This is a genomic window from Melissospora conviva, assembly GCF_049523535.1.
In the GTDB taxonomy this organism is placed as follows: domain Bacteria; phylum Actinomycetota; class Actinomycetes; order Mycobacteriales; family Micromonosporaceae; genus Melissospora; species Melissospora conviva.
In genome coordinates this window covers 57326-75499 of the sequence record NZ_JBLLDT010000002.1, presented here as the reverse complement: position 1 = coordinate 75499, position 18174 = coordinate 57326, and the positions used below count along the sequence as shown (strand labels likewise).

Sequence of the window (18174 nt, the reverse complement as noted above, 5' to 3'; positions counted from 1 at the left end):
TCGAGAGGTTGGGTGAAACAGCGTTCCACAGATAGGAACTTCCTGTCTAGAGGGGCGCTCGACTCAAGATCACGCTTCGGTGACGGCCTCGAAGAAGACCACAAAACGGGTCTTCCACATTCGGTGGTTCTCGTCTAGCGTTCCCACCTGTTAAACAGCGTTCCAACCCACGGAACAGGAGGCTGCCTCGGTGGTGCGCTACCTCGTGCGGCGCTTGTTGGGTCTGACGGGCGTGCTCGTCCTGGTCCTGACCCTCGTCTTCTTCATGCTGCACGCCAGCCCGGGTGGTCCCGAGAATGCATACCTCGGCAACAACCCGACGCCCGAGAAGCGCGCGGCGGTGATGGCGCAGCTCGGCCTCGACCAGCCGCTGCTGACCCAGTACTGGCACTTCGTCGGCAGCATGTTCACCTTCGACTTCGGCAACTCGCTGACCACCAACCGGCCCGTCAGCGAGATGCTCATGCAGCGCATCCCGATCACGCTGGAGCTCGGCCTGACGTCGTTCGCGCTCTGGACCGTCGTCGGACTGCTCGCCGGCGCCGTCGCCGCCGCCCGCCAGGGCGGCTTCGTCGACGGCCTGGTCCGCGTCGGCAGCGTCGTCGCCCTCTCGGTGCCCAGCTTCTGGCTCGGCCTCGTCCTGGTGCTCACCTTCGGGCTCTACCTCACCGGGATCCTGCCCAGCTCCGGCTGGGTCTCCTTCTCCGAGGACCCGCTGGGCAACCTGAAATCGATGGTGCTGCCCGGCTTCGCGCTGGGGCTCGCCTCCGCCGCGGTGATCGCCCGGACGCTGCGCTCGTCGCTCATCGGTGAACTGCGCGCCGACCACGTCGCCTTCGGCCGGGCCATGGGGCTGCCCGAACGCACCATCCTCAGCCGGCTGGCCCTGCGCAACGCGGTCATCCCGACCCTGACCGTGGTCGGGATGACGCTCGGCTCCTTCATCGGCGGCGCCGTGCTGATCGAGAACGTCTTCAACGTGCCGGGCCTCGGACAGCTCATCGTCACCTCCTTCATGGCGCAGGACTACCCGGTGGCGATCGCCAGCACCTACTGGACGGCCGGACTCTTCCTGATCGTCACCCTGATCGTGGACCTGCTCTACTTCGCGATCAACCCGCGCATCCGTGCCCAGTTCTCGGCCGCCACGGGAGGATCCCGATGAGCAACGCCACCGCCACCGTGGCCACCCGCAGGCGTACCCGGCGCGCACCGCGACTGAGCCCGCTCGGCTGGACCGGCCTGGTCTTCGTGATGGCGTTCGCGCTGCTGGCCGTCGTCGGTCCGCTGATCGCCGTCGACCCGCTGGCGCGTACCGGGGGACCGTTGGAGGCACCCTCGGGCGCGCACTGGTTCGGCACCGACAACCTCGGCCGGGACCTGTTCGCCCGCACCGCCGACGGCGCCCGGCTCTCCCTGCTGGTGGCGATCGGCAGCGTGCTGGCCGGGCTGCTGGTCGCAGTGCCGCTCGGACTGCTCGCCGGCTACCACGGCGGCCGGTGGATCGACGACGCGATCATGCGCACGCTGGAGGCGCTCCAGGCGCTGCCGGTGTTCATCCTGGCGCTGTTCATCCTCGGCATGCTCGGCAACGGCGAGTCGCAGTGGGGCCCGGTCACCGTCGGCCCCGCCGCCAAGGTCGTGCTGCTGCTCGCACTCTCCTTCCTGCCCTACTTCGCCCGGGTCGCCCGGGCCGCCACCCTGGTGGAGGTGCAGGAGGAGTACGTCAACTGCCTGCGGGTCGTCGGCGTGCCCCGCTGGCGCATCGTCACCGTCGAACTGCTGCCCAACGTGCTGCCACCGGTGCTGGTGCAGGCCTTCCTCTGGGTCGGCATCGCCATCTTCTCCGAGAGTGCCCTGTCCTTCCTCGGTCTGGGCATCCAGCCGCCCGACCCGAGCCTGGGCAACATCCTCTCGGGCGCGACGAGCTACCTGATGCTCGGCGCCTGGTGGTTCTCCATCATCCCCGGCCTGGTGATCCTGCTGGTCACCATCGGCATCAACCTGCTCGGCGACGAAGTCGACCGGCTGCTCGGCAACGGCCGCTGAGCCGGCGACACACCAACCGATCCCCTTTCGCACCGCCGGTAACAAGGAGTCCCCTGATGTCCCTCACTTCGTCCTCGTTCTCTCGTCGGCGTTTCCTGGCAGCCATCGGTCTCGTCGGCGCGGGCACCGCGCTGGCCGCCTGCGGCGGCAGCGACAGCTCCGGCGGCGCCGCCGGCAACCTGACCCCGCAGCAGGGCGGCAACCTGCTCATCGGGATGCCCGCCGTGTCGGACTACCTCAACCCGCTGGTGGCCACCACCAGCGCGGTCGCCTGGGCCAGCGCTCCCGTGGTCGAGTCGCTCTACGACTACGACGAGTCGATGAAGTCGGTGCCGCTGCTGGCCGCCGGCGAGCCCGAGATCTCCGCCGACGGTCTCACCTGGACGATCACCCTCAAGGAGGGCGTGAAGTTCTCCAACGGTGACGCCCTGACCGCCGAGCACGTCGCCGCGGTGCTCAAGCACGTGAGCAACACGAAGGCCTACAGCGACTGGACCACCTACTTCGCCTACAGCGTCGCCGACGCCAAGGCCACCGACGCCCTGACCGTGGTCATCACCCTGGCGGCGCCGTACGGCATCCTGCGTTCCCTGCTGAACAACCTGCCGATCGTCCACAAGGACTTCATCGACAAGACCGACACGACGATGGGCACCGGCCCGTTCGTCGTGGGCTCCGTCGCCCAGGGGCAGAAGGTCGAGCTCACCCGCAACGCCGGCTACCACGGCGAGGCGCCGGCCCTGGAGAAGGTGACCTTCACGGCGATCCCGGACGCGGCGACGCGCACGGTGAGCCTGCGCAGCGGCGAGATCCACGTGATGACGGACGTGCCGCCGGACAACGTGGCGCTGCTCAAGAAGGAATCCGCCATCAACGTGCACGTGGTGGCGGCGCCGATCTCCATCCTGAGCTACTTCAACGCCAAGAAGGGGCCCTTCGACAACGTCAAGGTCCGGCAGGCGCTGGCCCACTCGATGGACCGGGCCGGAGTCAACGAGGTCGTCTACGCCGGCACCGCCGGCATCGGCCAGGGCCCGGCCGGACCGGCGCTGGAGGGGCACAACCCCGACGCCGCGCTCTACAGCGGTACGCCCGACGTCGACAAGGCCAAGGCGCTGCTGGCCGAGGCCGGCGCCGGGGCGGTGGAGTTCACCCTGATGGTGAGCTCCTCGTCCAAGGAACTCACCAACGCCGCCCAGGTGCTGGTCGAGGGCTGGAAGCAGGCCGGCATCACCTGCAAGCTCGACATCATCGACGGCGGCACCTGGATCTCCCGCTGGATGGCCGGCGACTACCAGATGGCGATGAGCAGCTACTCCACCGGCGTCAGCGCCGGCAAGACCGCCTTCCCGCTGTTCAGCACGTACGTCTCGACGAACGCGATGAACTACGGCTACGCCAACGCCGAGGTCGACAAGCTGCTCGGCCAGGCCTGGGCGACCAGCTCGGACGAGGAGCGCACCGCCGCCTGCAAGCAGGCCGACGCCCTGCTCGCCGCCGACGCCATCGCGGTGCCGCCGGTCTACCCGAGCCTGATCATCGCCCAGCGTACGGACGTCACGGCTCTCGACGCCGGTCAGCTCTCGCTCAGCCGGCTGCCCGCAGCCGGCGCGCAGCTGATGGCATGAAAGGAACACACAGGTGATGGTTCGTAGTGACGGACCTGCGCCGGTGGCCGCCGCGGCGGCCACCGGCGCCCCTGGCGCGGCCGAGGAGCTGCTGCGGGTGGAGGGGCTGCACGTCACCTACCCGACGGCGGCCGGTCCGTTGCCGGCGGTGCGGGACGTGTCGTTCACGGTGGCCCGCGGTGAGGTGCTCGGTCTGGTCGGTGAGTCCGGCTCCGGCAAGAGCACCGTGCTGACCGCGCTGATGCGGATGCTGCCCCGCGGCGCCGAGACCCGGGCCGACGTGCTGCGCTTCGCCGGGCAGGACCTGTCGCGGATGAACGAGCGGGCGGTGCGGCAGCTGCGCGGCCGGCGCATCGGCCTGGTCCCGCAGCGGCCGATGACGTCGCTGTCGCCGGTCACCCCGGTGCGGGCGCAGCTGCGGCGGCTGACCGGTCTCGACGACAACCGCATCGACGAGCTGCTGACAAGTGTCGGCCTCGCCGGTGTCACCTCCCGGCTCAACGACTACCCGTTCCAGTTCTCCGGTGGCCAGCTGCAGCGGATGCTCATCGCCGTGGCGGTCCTCGCCCGCGAACCGGAGCTGGTGCTGGCAGACGAACCCACCACCACCCTGGACGCCACCGTGCAGGCGCAGATCCTGCGGCTGCTGGTGGACCTCAAGGACCGGCTGGGCAACTCGGTCGTCTTCGTCAGCCACGACCTGGCCGTGGTGGCGCAGATCTGTGACCGGGTCGGCGTGATGTACGGCGGCCAGCTCGTCGAGCTGGCCCCGACCGCGGAACTCTTCGCCCGGCCCCGGCACCCGTACACGCAGGCGCTGCTCAACGCCATGCCGGCCCGGCATGCGCGCGGTGAGCGGCTGCGCGCCATTCCCGGCACCGTCAGCGGCTCGCACCGGCTGCCCGGCTGCGGGTTCGCGCCCCGCTGCGAGCGTGCCGACGAGCTCTGTCACCGCGTCGTGCCCGAGCCTCGGGTGCTGTCGTTGTCGGTGGCGCGCTGCCACCACATGGAGGAGGCGGAATGAGCGCCACGACAACTCCCGTCGCCGCGGCGACGGTGGAGCTGCAGGAGCTGGTCAAGCACTTCCCGGTCAAGGGCCGGCGGCGCCGGGGCGGCCCGGCACCGGTCGTGCACGCCGTCGACGGGGTGAGTCTTCAGGTCGGCCCGGGGGAGTCGCTGGCGATCGTCGGCGAGTCGGGCTGCGGGAAGTCGACCGTGGCGAAGGTCCTCGTCGGGCTCCTCGAACCGACCTCCGGACTGGCCCGGGTCGCCGGGCACGACGTACGGCCGGTGACGGTGCGCGACCCCGCGGCCCGGCGCCGGGTCCAGCTGGTCTCGCAGAGCCCGTGGTCGGCGCTGAACCGGGCCAAGACCATCCGGCACATCGTCACGCAGCCGCTGCAGGTGCACGGCCTGGCGCCAGACCGGGCGGCGCGCGAAGCCCGGGCGGTGGAGCTGCTGCGGCTGGTCGGACTCCCCGCCGAGTACCTGGACCGGCGGCCCCGTGACATCAGCGGGGGTGAGCTGCAGCGGGTCACCATCGCGCGGGCGCTCGCCGGCGAGCCGCAGGTGCTGGTCCTCGACGAACCGACCGCCAGTCTCGACGTCAGTGTCAAGGCGATCCTGGTGAACCTCCTGGCCGACCTGCGCGCCGAACTCGGCCTCTCCTACGTGCTCATCACCCACGAGCTGGACATCGCCCGGCACCTGGCCGACCGGGTCGCGGTGATGTACCTCGGGAAGTTCGTCGAGGTGGGCGCCGCCGCGGACGTCTTCTCCCACCCGGCGCACCCGTACACCCGGTCCCTGCTGGCGGCGGCGCCGTCGGAGCTGCGCATCGGCGAACTGCCCCAGGCACCGCTGGTGGGCGAGGTGCCCTCGGCGGTCGACGTGCCCAGCGGGTGCCGGTTCCACACCCGGTGCCCGTTCGCCACCGCACAGTGCCGCGAACAGGTCCCCGAACCGCAGCCGGCACCGGGTGGGACCACGGTGTCCTGCCTGCGCCTCGACGCGCTCGCCGCGACGAACTGGACCATCGAGGAGAAGACAGATGACTGACACCCTCGCCGCGCAGGCCGGCGTGCTGCGGCTGCACGCCGGCGACTGGGCGCGGCGCGGCGTCGGCGAGCGGATCGCCGTGCTGGCCCGCTGGTCGGCCGAGATCGCCGCCCGCCGTCCGGCGCTCGTCGCAGGGCTGGCCCGCGACACCGGTCGCCTGGCGCTGTCGGAGATGGAGGTCGGCGCGGTCCTGTCCTCGATCGAGCGGCACTCCGGCTGGGCGCGGGAACTGCTGGCGCAGGGCCAGGAGCGGTCCAGCGCCGACGGCGCCGTGGCGATCCAGGACGCTCCTGTCCCGTACGGGCTGGTGGGTGTGGTCTCGCCGTGGAACTTTCCGTTGCAGCTGGCGTTGATCGACGCGGTGCCGGCGTTGCTGGCCGGCTGTGCGGTGCTGGTCAAACCCAGTGAACTGACCCCGTCCTTCGTGCCGGCCCTGCGGGAGAGCATCGCCGCGGTGCCGGAGCTGGCGGCGGTGCTGTCGATCGTCGAGGGCGGCCCAGCGGCCGGCGCGGAGCTGGTCCGCCAGGTCGACGCTGTCTGCTTCACCGGCAGTGTGCGCACCGGCAGGCTGGTCGCCGCGGCAGCCGCCGAGCAGTTCATTCCGGCCTTCCTGGAGCTCGGTGGCAAGGATCCGGCGATCGTGACCGCGACCGCCGACCTGGATATCGCCAGCTCGGCGATCCTCTGGGGCTCGACCGCCAACACCGGCCAGTCCTGCATGTCCCTGGAGCGCGTCTATGTCGAGGCGCCGGTGGCCGAGGAGTTCGTCGAGCGGCTGGTCGCCAAGGCCAACCGGGTACGCCTGGCGGTGCCGGAGCCGGCCGACGGGGAGCTCGGCCCGTTCATCGACGACCGGCAGGCCGATGTGGTCGCCGCTCAGCTCGCCGACGCGGTGGCACAGGGCGCGACCATTCGCTGCGGTGGCCAGATCGAGGTCCACGGTGGGCGGCGCTACCTGCGTCCGACGGTGGTGACCGGCGTAAATCACGAAATGACGCTGATGTCGGTAGAGACTTTCGGCCCTGTCATTCCGATCATGGTGGCGGATAGCGTCGAAGACGCGGTACGGCTGGCCAACGACAGCGAGTACGGGCTCTCCGGCGCGGTCTTCGCCGACCCGGAGCAGGCGGCGCTGATCGCGCCCCGGCTGCTGGCCGGGGGGATCAGCGTCAACGACGTCTGCCTCACCGGTCTGGTGCCGGAGGGCGAGAAGCAGGCGTTCAAGTCCTCCGGTCTGGGGCCCAGCCGGATGGGACCGGCGTCGCTGCGGCGGTTCCTGCGTCAGCGGGTGCTGCTGACCCGCAGATCGCCGCGTATTCAACCCTGGTGGTACGACGTCTGACCCGTCGTGGTGTCACCAGGTGCGCACACAGCAACATCGAGAAAGGAAACAACGTCATGAGCGCTTGGGAAGCCGAGTTCCCGATCCTTGCCCGGCACATGGGCGAGTGGCGGGGCGAGTACGTCCACCTGGACCCGGACGGCCGCGAGATCGACCGGCACGCCTCGCACCTGCGGATGTGGGAACCGCAGGACGGATCCTGTGACGTCATCCAGATCAACACCTACACCTGGCCGGACGGCCGCGAGGAGGCCATCCAGTTCGACGGCGTCCTCAAGGGCCGGGACATCCACTTCGACAACGACCGCATCAGCGGTTACATGAACCAGTGGGACGACCAGACGATCCTGCTGACCTGGACCTATAAGGACCTGCTCAAGCCGGGCAACTACCTCTACGAGCTCATCCAGCTCAGCAAGGACGGGCAGGAGAAGGTCCGGACCTGGCACTGGATGGAGGACGACCGCCTGGTGAAGCGGACCGTCATCCGGGAGCGCAAGGTCGCCTGAGACCACCTCGGGCCGAACGCACGACCGCCCCGCACCGTCATCGGTGCGGGGCGGTCGCCCGTTTCGCCGCAGGCCGTCAGGACCAGCGCGACCGGCCGGCCACGTAGCGCGCGGCGTCGTCGAGGGATTCGGGCTGGTACTCGCTGAACAGGTTCGGCGCGAACCGGCTGGTGTAGCCGTCGAAGACGCCGCGGACCAGGTCCCAGTGGATGTCGGGCTGCAGGTGCCGGGCGCGGAACTCGGCGATCGGGATCGGCGCGGTCAGCATCGTCTCGAACTTGTCGGCCTTGGCGATGACCTTGCCGTCCGGTCCGTAGATCGCCGAACCGCCGGCGCCGGTGTCCTGGAAGTACGGTCCCTCCGGCAGCAGCAGGGCGTTGTTGGCCACCGCGCAGTAGACCCGGTTGTAGAGGGCGGTCGCGGCGATGTCGGTCTCGGTGAAGCCGCCGCTGGCGGTCCGCAGGATCACCTCGGCGCCCTTGATCGCCAGGCCGCGCATCAGCTCCGGTTCGAGCTGGGTCTGCGACATGGTCAGGTTGCCCAGCGGGGTGCGCGCGATGGGCAGGACGGCGTCGGCGCCGTACCGCTCGACGTACTCGTCGAGCACGTCGTAGATGGTGGTGGTGAAGAGTTCGAAGCCGGGGAAGAGTCCCTTGACGTTGCGGGCCTTCCAGTGGGTGGCCGCGATCTCGCCGTCGGAGTCGATCAGGGTGGTCAGGCTCAGGATGTGCCCGGGCCAGTCCGGGTCGCGCACATACGCGCCGAAGGCGATCCAGGTGCCGTACTCCTTGGCCTTGGCGGCGATCGCGGCGACCTCCGGGCCGGGGATCTCGATACAGCGGGCCTCGGCTTCGGCGCGGGTCCAGGTGTCCCAGCCGCTGATCGGGAACTCGTGGAACAGCAGCAGGTCGGGTCCGCCGCCGTAGTGGCAGGCGTTGTCGATCAGGTGGAGCATGTGCCGCAGGTTGGCGGCCTGTTCGGCGGCGTCGGCGGCGGCGTGGATGCGCGACTGCACCACCCCGAGGGTCCAGCGCTCCTTCGCCAGCGGCGCGGTCTCGTATCGTCCGGGTGCGGGCTGATCGCTCATATTGCTTCTTTCCTTGCGCGATGGGTCAGTTGATTGCGCCGGCGTCGGCCAGCCGTTGCAGGACCTCCGCCTGACGGCGGGTGAAGAAGGCCCGGTCGGGGGCGGTCTCCGCCAGCGAGTTGGGGCGTTCCAGGTCGTGGCGGGCGTACTCCTGTGCCCAGAGGGCGGCCTTGACCCGCGACGGGAGGTTGAGCATGCCGGGCCGGGCGCGTTCCCGGCGCAGGGCGCCCAGGTCCAGGTCGGTGTAGGCGGCGGTGCTCTCGCCCGGGCCGGCCTGCACCAGCACCCGGCCGGCGAAGTCGAGGATCTCGGAGCCGCCGTTGGCCGAGTCGCCGGGGATCGCCGTGCCGCGCAGCCCGCCGGTGTTGGCCGAGACCACGTAGGCGATGTTCTCGATGGCGCGGGCGCGGCGGGCGATCGCCTTGGGGGTCAGTTGCGGGCTGGTGACCTCGCTTGTGGAGTGCAGCAGCACCTCGGCGCCGCGCAGCCCGAGGGCGCGGACCAGCTCCGGGTAGAGGATCTCCTCGCTGGCGACCGCGGCGAGCGCGCCGATCTCGGTACGGGCCACCGGAAGCACCGCGTCGGGGCCGTAGGCGTCGAGGTAGCGGTCCCAGACGTCGTAGGGGCTGGGGGAGTAGAGCGAGTGCAGGCGGCGGTAGCGCAGTACCACCTCGCCGGTCGGCCCGAGGACCACGCTGGCCTGGAAGTAGAGCTGCGGGAAGTGCGGGTCGGACTCGTAGGCGTTGACGGCCAGGTACACCCGCAGTTCCTGGGCGAGTGCGGCGAGCGCGGCGTATTCGGGACCGTCGGGGGCCAGGGCGGCCTTGTCCCGCCAGGCGGGGACGGCCTCACCCATGGGGAAGCCGGTCAGGACGTACTCGGGGAGCACGATGAGCCGGCACTCCGCACCGACCCAGCCCTTGGCGCCGCGGGCGGCCTGCCCGATCCGCGCGATGCTCGCGGCGATCAGTTCGCGGGCCTCGGTGACGCCGAGCCGGTTGACCGCCTCGGTGCGCACCTGCAGGGCCAGTGCCCGGTACGACGGCGGCAGCGACATGGGTTCTCCTCATGCTGGCGGCGGGAGCGGATCGCAGAGTGCTGCGAAGCTGCCCTTGGCCGGGCTGGGGCAGCCGTGGCCGGGTCGGGCCCCGCGACGCGGCCGCACGGGATGCATTCCGTTGACCGGAACAGCGTTTCATAATTCTGGGTGTCACGTCCAGACCTGCGCGGCAGCCACCCAAAAGCGGCAGAAGCCACCGGGGGGCCATGCCGACATCTGCGGGGTCACCGGTCCACATTGCCGGGCGCGAACCAGTCGGCAACCCGCGTGTCCGCAGCTCAGGCGCGTCGCCTCTCAATCCTCGGTTACTTGCCGCCGAGCCACTATGAACCGAGCGTCGAATCGACTAACCTGCAATAGATCAAGGCATAGCCCGGTGTCACATCCCCCGGGGAACCTCAGATCCCTGGCATGTTGTGGTCTCGAGACCGGTGGCGCCGCCAGGTGGTGCTTACGCCTCGCGGCGGGTTCCGTCCGGCCGGTCCGTGGGCGAGACCGCGACCAGAAGTGACAAGGAGTCCAGTTATGCCAGGGCGGGTAGCGGAGCTTGACAAGGGCCGGCGCAACGGCAGGTCCGACAATGGCAGCGCCACCATCGCGACGGTGGAACGCGCCGCCGACGTGCTGCTGCACTTCGTGGCCTCCGCCAAGCCGACGCTCGGGGTCACCGAGATCGCCGAGGCGCTCGGGCTCTCCAAGGCCGCCGTGCACCGCGTGCTCGCGTCGCTGCGCAGCCGGGACCTGATCGAGCTCGACGAGGACACCCGGCGTTACTCCCTCGGCCTGGCGGCGATGAAACTCGGCCTGACCTACCTGGACCGGATCGACGTGCGCCGGATCGCGCACCCGTTCCTGATGGAGCTCTGCGAGCGCACGAATGAGACCGCGACCCTCTCCATCCGGGCCGGCTCGCGACGCATCTACGTCGACCAGATCACCCCGCCGCGCGAGGTCATCATGTCGATCTCACTCGGCACCCCGTACCCGCTGCACGCCGGCGCTTCGTCGCGCGCGTTCCTGGCCTATCTGACCGACCGGGAGCTGGCCGAGTACCTGCAGAAGGTGCCGCTGGAGTCGTTGACGCCGGGCACCATCACCGACGCTCAGGCGCTGCGCTCCGATCTCGCCCAGGTGCGTTCCCAGGGCTTCGCGCGCTCCACCGCGGAGCGCAAGAGCGGTGCGGCGTCGGTGGCCGCTCCGGTCTTCGGCCACGAAGGCACGCCGGTGGCGGTCATCAGTGTCTGCGGCCCGCTGGAGCGATTCTCGGCAGAGTTCGACACCTGCCGCGACACGCTGCTGGAGATCAGTCGGCGGCTCTCCGAGAAGTGCGGCTGGATCGGGTAATAACGGACTTCTTCCCTCACGTCGGCACGCCCTGCGGGATCCCCGCAGGGCGTGCGTCTCTTGTTCCAATACCTGAAACCGGATTCCGATTTCAAGCCCTGATTGGGCCTTGACCTTGGGTTACGCCGACTCCTACATTTCATCCGTAACGGGGTTCCGCTCATCGGAACAGGCGCGATTCGGCCTGCGGCCGTCCTTAGAATCGGAGTCGCTTTGAAAACCACTCTTCGACGCAGGCTGGCGCTGCGGTCCCGAGCGCACCTGCACAAGGCTGTCCTCGGAGCGGCCGCTGCCGGCCTGGTGGTCGCCACCGCCGCCTGCGGCGGGGGTACGGGTGCCGACGCGGACGCGAAGATCACCGACCTGGTCATCGATGTCTCGGCCGAGCCGGACTCGCTCGACCCCATGTACCGCAACACCCCCGAGGCGCAGCGCTTCTACCGCCTTGCCTACAGCTCCCTGCTGAAGTGGAACGAGGACAAGAGCGTCGCTCCCGACCTCGCCGCCGAGTTGCCGCAGATCAGCGAGGACCGCAAGACCTACACCATCAAGCTGCGGCCCGGCCTGAAGTTCCACGACGGCTCGGATCTCGACGCCGAGGATGTCGTCTTCACCTACACCCAGGCCGCCGAGAAGAGCAACGGCACCATCTACCTCTCCGCACTGGCGTACATGGATTCGATCGAGGCCAAGGACGCGGACACCGTCGTGCTCACCCTCAACGCGCCGTACGCGTACATGGAGAGCCGCCTGGCGATGATCCCGATCCTGTCGTCGGAAGCGGGCTACAAGCCCAACGAGACGTACTCGCAGACGGAGAACGGCTCCGGACCGTTCAAGCTGGAGAAGGTCAGCCGGGGCGACTCGATGCGCCTGGTCCGCTTCGACGGGTACCACGGCACCAAGCCGGCCTTCGACAGCGTGACCCTGAAGGTGATCCCGGAGGAGGCATCGCGCATCGCGCGGCTGACCAACGGCGAATCGCACCTGGCGCCGGACATCCCCGCCGAGTACGTCAAGCAGATCAAGGACCGCGGGCACAACGCCGAGACGGTGACGACCAACATCAGCCGCGTCTTCTTCTACCCCTCGCAGAAGAAGGGGCAGCCGACCGCCAACACCGACTTCCGGCTGGCGCTGAGCTGGGCCATCGACCGGGGCGCCATCGTCAACCAGGTCTACAAGGGTGCCGCCGCGGCGAACAGCACCTACCTGACGCCCGGCATGATGTACCACGACGAGACGCTCGGTAAGACCTTCGGCGACAAGCCGGACCTGGCCAAGGCCAAGGAGCACCTGGCGGCCTCCGGCGTCACGCTGAACCGCAAGCTGAGCATCATCGCCTTCAACAGCCCCGACCTGGTCAGCGCCGCGACCATCGTGCAATCGAACCTGAAGGAGCTGGGCATCGAGGCCACGGTCGAGGGGCAGGACACCGCCGCCTTCTACCCGAAGCTGGTCTCCGGCGACTACGACCTGATCATGTTCAGCAACGCGGTGACCGCCGCCGGCGGCTTCGCTCCCGACTACGTCAACGGCGGCCTCAACAGCGCCTCGGCGAACAACTTCAACAAGTTCTCCGACCCGGAGATGGACAAGCTGCTCAACACCGCGCTGATCGCCGAGACCGAGCAGGAGCGGGCCGCGGCCTGGCTCGCGGTGCAGGAGCGGGACGTGGTGACCCAGGGCAACATCCAGATCGTCGTCTCGCAGACCAGCGAGGCGTGGTCGAAGAACCTGAAGAACTACCAGCCCTCCTCGCTGTTCTGGTTCAACACCCTGCTCGACGCCAGCTGACCGCAGCAGGGTTCGTCTCCCGGTGGGGGTGGGGTGATTGCCCCGCCCCCACCGGCTCATCTGTCGACCGCACTGCCGCCGGAAGGAACGCCATGACCGCTGCCCGCATCTATGGTCCGCTGATCTCGACCGGAGACCTCGACGGGCAGACACGCCTGTTCACCGAGGTGTTCGGCATGCGGGAGGCCTGCCGCACCCACGTCGAGGGCGAGCAGGCCGCGGCCCTGTTCGGCCCCGAGGTGCGCGCCGCCGAGGTGATCGTGCTCAACACCCCCGGCACGAACAACGGCGCAATGCTCTGCTCCTTCGACCCGCCCTGCGAGGAGCTGGTCCGCGACCAGGACTCCCGGCTCGCCGCCGACGCGCTGAAGGTGATCGACTTCTACGCTCCCGACCACGCCGCGGCCGTACGGCACGCCCGCGAGCGGGGCTACGCGGTGGTCCAGGAAGAGGCGGCGTACGAATTGGAGGCGGGGGCGTTCCGCGAGGCGCACCTCTGGGCCGGGGACAACGTGGCGACGGCATTCCTGGGTGGACCGGCGGACTTCTTCACCGGCTACGCCCAGGTTCGCGACAGGGTGGTCAGCGAGGTCCTCAGCATCTCGTCGCCGGTCTCCGACGCCGCGCCGGTGCTGGACTTCTACGACGCCGTCTTCGACTGGCAGGTGATCTTCGAGTACGCCATCACCGACGCCTCGCTCGCCGCGATGCTCGGCAGCGGCGAGGACGTCCAGCTGCGCGGGCTCTGTGTCGGCAACTCCACCCGGGAGCCGTACTTCGGCCTGATGGATTACGGGATGAGCTCGGGCGCGGCGTCCCTGCGCGGCCGCTCCGGGCCGCCGCGCCGGGGTCTGGTCGGTGCCGTGCTGCTCGCCGACGACCTGACGGCCACCCTGTCGAAGGCACGCGAGACCGGCGGCGAGCAGGCCGTGGCGACGGCCCCAACCGACCTGGAAATGGCGCCGTTCGGGGTCACCCGGGCGGCGGTGGTACTGCCGCCGCACGGTGTCTGGCACCTGGTCGTGGAGGCCACCAATCCGGCCCCGGCTGACCGCTGAATCGGGCACAGATCCGAAACGTTCGGCTCCTTGACCCGCAATGACCAGGGCTTTAGTGTCTGGAACAACGTTCCTATAGGCGGAACGGATGTGGCCTGCTGAAGAGGTCCAGCGTCAGGGCGGACGGTTGTGGACCCGCAGGCTCGACTGCGAAATCTAAGGCGGAACCATGTACTCGACTAATCGGTGCATCCCGAAGCGGGGAGTCGCACGATGCTGAGGCTCGCGGTCTCCCGCATCCTCTCCGCCGTGCCGGTACTGCTCGTGGCCTCGATCGTGGCGTTCACACTGCTGCGGCTGGCCCCCGGTGACCCGGCGCTGATGTCGGCCGGCCTGGAGGCGCCGCCGGAGGTGCTCGCCCAGATCCGCGCCGACATGCGGCTGGACGAACCGATCTGGCTGCAGTACCTCGCCTGGCTCGGGGATCTGGTGCGCGGCGACCTCGGCACGTCCTACACGGACAAGGCCGCCGTCACCGCGGTCATCGCGGAGCGGCTGCCGGCCACCATCCAGCTCGCCGTCGTCGCCCTGCTGTTCATCATCGTCATCGGGGTGCCGCTGGGCGTGCTCTCCGCGCTGCGGGCCAACCGCCTCACCGACCAGCTCATCCGGGTCGGCTCGCTGGCGGGCATCTCGGTGCCGAACCTGGTGGTGGCGCTCTTCCTGGTGCTGATCTTCGGCTGGTGGTTCCCGGGCATCCTGCCCTACCAGGGATTCGTCCCGCTGACCGAGGATGTCGTCGCGAGCCTGCAGCGCACCTGGCTGCCGGCGATCGCGCTGGCCGCTCCGCAGATCGGGCTGGTCGCCCGGCTCACCCGCTCCAGCATGCTGGAGGTGCTCGGCCACGACTACGTCGCCGCCGCCCGGGCGATGGGCGTACGTGAACGGGTGATCATCTGGAAGGACACCCTGCGCAACGCACTGCTGCCGGTGGTCACCGTCCTCGGTGTGCAGACCGGGTTCCTGCTCGGCGGCTCGGTCGTGGTCGAGACCGTCTTCGGCATCCCCGGCCTGGGCCGGCTGCTGGTCGAGTCGTTCAACATCCGCGACTACCCGGTCACCATCGGCGTGATGATGTTCGTCGCCGCCGCGTTCGTGGCCATCAACATCGTCGTCGACCTCCTCTACGGCGTGATCAACCCGCGCATCCGCTTCGGGTACGGAGCTGGGAAGGAGTGACGATGGCTGCCGAATCCATTGCCGAGACGCCGCAACCGGGCGGGACCGGCCGCAAGCACGCCTCGGTGCACCACACCGGCGAGCCCAGCCTGCTGCGCCGCCTGGCCTCCCGGCCGGGCTCGCTGTTCAGCCTCATCGGTGTCGGGTTCTTCCTGCTGCTGGCCCTGGTCGGCCCGTTCCTGGCGCCCCACGATCCGGCGGGCCTGGTCGGCGACTCGCTGGCCGCACCCAGCGGCGAGCACTGGATGGGAACCGACAGCCTCGGCCGCGACGTGTTCAGCCGCTTCCTGCACGGCTCGCAGATCTCCATCATCATCGGCTTCGGTGCGGTGGCGTGCGCACTGGCGCTCGGCACCCTGCTCGGCATGCTCGCCGGCATGTGGGCCGGCTCGCGCGTCGACTCCCTGATCATGCGGCTGCTCGACGTGGTGCTCTCCTTCCCGCTGCTCGTCCTGGTCCCGGTGGTCACCGGCATCCTCAGCGAACGCGACCTCGGGATCGGCCCGCTGGAGATCAGCAACGAGGTGCTGGTGGCGATCGCGATCGGTGTGGTGCTGGTGCCGGTCTTCGCCCGCATCGCCCGCGCCAGCGTGCTCGCCGAGATGCGCGAGGACTACATCCTCGCGGTCAAGTCCTTCGGCGGCCGTACCCGCGACATTCTGCTGCGCAACCTGCTGCCCAACATCGCGGCCCCGCTGGTGGTGCAGGCGGCCTTCGCGCTGGCGATGGCGGTCACCGTCGAGGCGGCGGTTTCCTTCCTCGGCTTCGGCGTACGGCCACCGGGGGCGAGCTGGGGCACCCTGCTCAACGAGGCCAGCAAGCAGCTCACCCTCGGCGGCTGGTGGCTGGTCGTCTTCCCCTCCATCGCGATCGCGCTCTTCGTGCTGGTCTTCAACCTCCTCGGTGACCAGCTCCGCGACGAGCTCGACCCGCGCGCCAAGACCACCAAGCGCCGTACGCGGTCCGACTCGGAGGAGCAGTGACGATGAGTGAGCCGGTTTCGCCCGCCACCGAGGTCCTCTCGGTCAAGGGCCTGCGCACCAGCTACGAGTTCCGCGGCGCCAAGGTGCCGGCCGTCAAGGAGTTCTCCCTGTCGGTGCGTCCCGGCGAGATCGTCGGCCTGGTCGGCGAGAGCGGATCGGGCAAGAGCACCGCGCTGAAGTCGATCCTGGGCATGCTCAAGCCGCCGGCCGAGGTCCAGGCCGACGAGATCGTCCTCGACGGCCGCGACCTGCGCAGCCTCAGCTCGGAGGAGAGCCGGCGCATGCGCGGCGGCGAGATGGCGATGATCTTCCAGGATCCGATCAACTCGTTCAATCCGTCCTGGACGATCGGCAGCCAGTTCCGCCGGGTGCTGCGCCTGCACCGCCCCGACCTCAAGCGCAGCGAGTACGACGCCGAGATCATCCGCCTGCTCAAGGGTGTGGGCATCGACGGCCGGGGCAAGCTGAACTCCTACCCGTTCCAGTTCAGCCAGGGCCAGCTGCAGCGCATCATGATCGCCGTGGCCTGCTCCAGCACCAACCTGAAGGTGCTCCTCGCCGACGAGCCGACCACCAGCCTGGATGTCACCATCGAGGCGCAGGTGCTCGAACTGCTGCGCGGGCTCTGCGCGCAGCGCAACCTGGCGATGGTGCTGGTCACCCACGATCTGTCGGTTGTCGCCGAGATGTGCGACAAGGTCATCGTGATGTACGCCGGCCGGGTCGTCGAGGTGGCGAACGTCTACGACCTCTTCGAACGGCCGCAGCACCCGTACACGCAGCAGCTGCTCAAGGCGATTCCCGGCTTCCCGCACGACGGGCAGCGGCTCTACGCCATGCGCGGCTCCGTTCCCGGCCTCGACGAGAAGATCACCGGCTGCACCTTCGCGGCGCGCTGCGATTCGCTGCTCGGCCCGCAGTGCCACGCGACGGCGCCGGCGCTGGTGGCGGACGACGCCGGCGGCCTCGCCGCCTGCCACCGCGTGGGCCGGACGCCGCTTCTTGCAAAGGAGAGTGCCTGATGCCCAGCGGCACCCAGAACGACAACGCCCCGGTGGTCGGCGTCCAGGATCTGAAGACCCACTTCCCGGTCGGCGGTGGTCTGCTGAGCCGTTTCACCGGCAAGCGGGAGGTCGTGCACGCCCTCGACGGGGTCAGCCTGGAGATCATGCCGGGGCAGACCCTGGCGGTCATCGGCGAGAGCGGTTCGGGCAAGTCCACCCTGGGCCGGACCATCCTGCGCCTGCAGGAGCCGACCTCGGGCACGATCAGCTTCCGGGGTCAGGACGTGACCCGGCTGGGGCGCGAACCGCTGCGCCGGCAGCGGCGCAAGATGCAGATGGTCTTCCAGAACCCGTACTCGTCGGTCAACCGGCGCAACCGGCTGACCGACATCATCGCCGAGCCGATGCTGGTGCACGGCATCGGCGACGCCGCCTCCCGCCGTGCCCGGGCCCTGGACCTGCTGGAGCTGGTCGGGCTCAACGCCGACTTCGCCCACCGCTATCCGCACGAGGTCAGCGGCGGGCAGCTGCAGCGGGTCGGGATCGCCCGGGCGCTCGCCACCGAACCGGACTTCCTGGTCGCCGACGAGCCGACCGCCAGTCTCGACGTCAGTGTCCGGGCGCAGGTGATGAACCTGCTCAAGGACCTGAAGTCCGAGCTGGGGCTGACCCTGATGTTCATCAGCCACGACCTGGCGGTGGTCTCCTACGTGGCCGACCGGATCGCGGTGATGTACCTGGGGCGGATCGTGGAGATCGGCACCCGGCAGCAGCTGGAGAGTGCGCCGCAGCACCCGTACACGCAGGCGCTGTTCAAGGCCGCGCCGAAGCCGGATCCGCGCCGGCGCGGCAAGGAGCCGGCGCCGGTCGGCGAGGTGCCCAGCGCCATCAACCGTCCCTCGGGCTGCCACTACCACCCGCGCTGCCCGCTGGCGATGGAGGTCTGCAGACAGGAGTACCCGGTGCTGGAGGTCAAGGTCGGTGGCCAGCAGGCCGCCTGTCACGCGGTGCCGGCCGCCGAGGTGCCCGCGGGCGCGGTGACGTTGCCGGTCGTGCCGGCCTGAGGGCCGGCACAG

Annotated in this window: 16 protein-coding genes; 14 read left to right on the top strand and 2 right to left on the bottom strand. The window is 69.6% G+C overall.

Translation table 11 applies throughout. The features are described 5' to 3' along the window. Nucleotides 1–190 precede the first annotated feature (190 nt). From ACK8GG_RS05490 to ACK8GG_RS05460, 7 genes are read left to right on the top strand one after another with little or no spacing between them, the layout of a single operon-like run. Nucleotides 191–1165 (top strand): ABC transporter permease, encoded by a 975-nt coding sequence (locus ACK8GG_RS05490; RefSeq protein ID WP_440350981.1) that lies wholly within the window; start codon nt 191–193, stop codon nt 1163–1165. Continuing rightward, on the top strand, nt 1162–2049 hold the full coding sequence (locus ACK8GG_RS05485) for an ABC transporter permease (RefSeq protein ID WP_440355729.1): 888 nt from the start codon (nt 1162–1164) through the stop codon (nt 2047–2049). Before ACK8GG_RS05490 ends, ACK8GG_RS05485 begins: the two co-directional genes overlap by 4 nt. A gap of 56 nt (nt 2050–2105) precedes the next feature. Beyond that, nucleotides 2106–3677, top strand: coding sequence for an ABC transporter substrate-binding protein (locus ACK8GG_RS05480; protein WP_440350979.1), 1572 nt, complete (start codon nt 2106–2108; stop codon nt 3675–3677). 16 nt (nt 3678–3693) lie between these two features. Further along, nucleotides 3694–4701, top strand: a complete 1008-nt coding sequence (locus tag ACK8GG_RS05475; protein WP_440351111.1) for an ABC transporter ATP-binding protein — start codon at nt 3694–3696, stop codon at nt 4699–4701. After that, the gene (locus ACK8GG_RS05470) at nt 4698–5735 is read left to right on the top strand and encodes an oligopeptide/dipeptide ABC transporter ATP-binding protein (protein ID WP_440350978.1); all 1038 of its coding nucleotides are present in this window, start codon (nt 4698–4700) and stop codon (nt 5733–5735) included. Before ACK8GG_RS05475 ends, ACK8GG_RS05470 begins: the two co-directional genes overlap by 4 nt. Beyond that, the gene (locus ACK8GG_RS05465; RefSeq protein ID WP_440355728.1) at nt 5728–7077 is read left to right on the top strand and encodes an aldehyde dehydrogenase family protein; all 1350 of its coding nucleotides are present in this window, start codon (nt 5728–5730) and stop codon (nt 7075–7077) included. The genes ACK8GG_RS05470 and ACK8GG_RS05465 overlap by 8 nt, the downstream gene beginning before the upstream one ends. Nucleotides 7078–7133: 56 nt before the next feature. Continuing rightward, entirely contained in the window at nt 7134–7586 is a 453-nt protein-coding gene (locus ACK8GG_RS05460) for a DUF3598 family protein (RefSeq protein ID WP_440350976.1), read from the top strand. 76 nt (nt 7587–7662) lie between these two features. Here ACK8GG_RS05460 and ACK8GG_RS05455 read toward each other — a convergent pair whose 3' ends face one another. Both ACK8GG_RS05455 and ACK8GG_RS05450 read right to left on the bottom strand, forming a co-directional pair. Continuing rightward, on the bottom strand, nt 7663–8673 hold the full coding sequence (locus ACK8GG_RS05455; RefSeq protein WP_440353085.1) for a nitrilase-related carbon-nitrogen hydrolase: 1011 nt from the start codon (nt 8671–8673) through the stop codon (nt 7663–7665). 25 nt (nt 8674–8698) lie between these two features. Beyond that, complete coding sequence (locus tag ACK8GG_RS05450; RefSeq protein ID WP_440355727.1) at nt 8699–9730, bottom strand: nitrilase-related carbon-nitrogen hydrolase; 1032 nt, start codon at nt 9728–9730, stop codon at nt 8699–8701. A 528-nt stretch (nt 9731–10258) separates the two neighbouring features. Here ACK8GG_RS05450 and ACK8GG_RS05445 point away from each other — a divergent pair. From ACK8GG_RS05445 to ACK8GG_RS05415, 7 genes are all read left to right on the top strand, one after another. Further along, nucleotides 10259–11077: an IclR family transcriptional regulator gene (locus ACK8GG_RS05445; RefSeq protein ID WP_440350973.1), complete on the top strand. Its 819-nt coding sequence runs from the start codon at nt 10259–10261 to the stop codon at nt 11075–11077. A 213-nt stretch (nt 11078–11290) separates the two neighbouring features. Beyond that, nucleotides 11291–12874: an ABC transporter substrate-binding protein gene (locus tag ACK8GG_RS05440; protein WP_440353086.1), complete on the top strand. Its 1584-nt coding sequence runs from the start codon at nt 11291–11293 to the stop codon at nt 12872–12874. A gap of 92 nt (nt 12875–12966) precedes the next feature. Beyond that, entirely contained in the window at nt 12967–13932 is a 966-nt protein-coding gene (locus tag ACK8GG_RS05435; protein WP_440353087.1) for a VOC family protein, read from the top strand. A gap of 213 nt (nt 13933–14145) precedes the next feature. Next, complete coding sequence (locus tag ACK8GG_RS05430; RefSeq protein ID WP_440355726.1) at nt 14146–15111, top strand: ABC transporter permease; 966 nt, start codon at nt 14146–14148, stop codon at nt 15109–15111. Nucleotides 15112–15113: 2 nt separating this feature from the next. After that, a complete protein-coding gene (locus ACK8GG_RS05425; protein ID WP_440350969.1) occupies nt 15114–16094 on the top strand; it encodes an ABC transporter permease in 981 nt (326 codons plus the stop codon). A 2-nt stretch (nt 16095–16096) separates the two neighbouring features. Then, entirely contained in the window at nt 16097–17116 is a 1020-nt protein-coding gene (locus tag ACK8GG_RS05420) for an ABC transporter ATP-binding protein (protein ID WP_440355725.1), read from the top strand. After that, nucleotides 17116–18162: an ABC transporter ATP-binding protein gene (locus ACK8GG_RS05415; protein ID WP_440355724.1), complete on the top strand. Its 1047-nt coding sequence runs from the start codon at nt 17116–17118 to the stop codon at nt 18160–18162. The genes ACK8GG_RS05420 and ACK8GG_RS05415 overlap by 1 nt, the downstream gene beginning before the upstream one ends. The last annotated feature ends 12 nt before the right edge of the window (nt 18163–18174 follow it).

Coding starts and splice junctions, on each gene's coding strand:
- ACK8GG_RS05485 (WP_440355729.1), top strand. CDS start 1,162: ATGAGCAACGCCACCGCCACCGTGGCCACCCGCAGGCGTACCCGGCGC.
- ACK8GG_RS05480 (WP_440350979.1), top strand. CDS start 2,106: ATGTCCCTCACTTCGTCCTCGTTCTCTCGTCGGCGTTTCCTGGCAGCC.
- ACK8GG_RS05475 (WP_440351111.1), top strand. CDS start 3,694: ATGGTTCGTAGTGACGGACCTGCGCCGGTGGCCGCCGCGGCGGCCACC.
- ACK8GG_RS05470 (WP_440350978.1), top strand. CDS start 4,698: ATGAGCGCCACGACAACTCCCGTCGCCGCGGCGACGGTGGAGCTGCAG.
- ACK8GG_RS05465 (WP_440355728.1), top strand. CDS start 5,728: ATGACTGACACCCTCGCCGCGCAGGCCGGCGTGCTGCGGCTGCACGCC.
- ACK8GG_RS05460 (WP_440350976.1), top strand. CDS start 7,134: ATGAGCGCTTGGGAAGCCGAGTTCCCGATCCTTGCCCGGCACATGGGC.
- ACK8GG_RS05455 (WP_440353085.1), bottom strand. CDS start 8,673: ATGAGCGATCAGCCCGCACCCGGACGATACGAGACCGCGCCGCTGGCG.
- ACK8GG_RS05450 (WP_440355727.1), bottom strand. CDS start 9,730: ATGTCGCTGCCGCCGTCGTACCGGGCACTGGCCCTGCAGGTGCGCACC.
- ACK8GG_RS05445 (WP_440350973.1), top strand. CDS start 10,259: ATGCCAGGGCGGGTAGCGGAGCTTGACAAGGGCCGGCGCAACGGCAGG.
- ACK8GG_RS05435 (WP_440353087.1), top strand. CDS start 12,967: ATGACCGCTGCCCGCATCTATGGTCCGCTGATCTCGACCGGAGACCTC.
- ACK8GG_RS05430 (WP_440355726.1), top strand. CDS start 14,146: ATGCTGAGGCTCGCGGTCTCCCGCATCCTCTCCGCCGTGCCGGTACTG.
- ACK8GG_RS05425 (WP_440350969.1), top strand. CDS start 15,114: ATGGCTGCCGAATCCATTGCCGAGACGCCGCAACCGGGCGGGACCGGC.
- ACK8GG_RS05420 (WP_440355725.1), top strand. CDS start 16,097: ATGAGTGAGCCGGTTTCGCCCGCCACCGAGGTCCTCTCGGTCAAGGGC.
- ACK8GG_RS05415 (WP_440355724.1), top strand. CDS start 17,116: ATGCCCAGCGGCACCCAGAACGACAACGCCCCGGTGGTCGGCGTCCAG.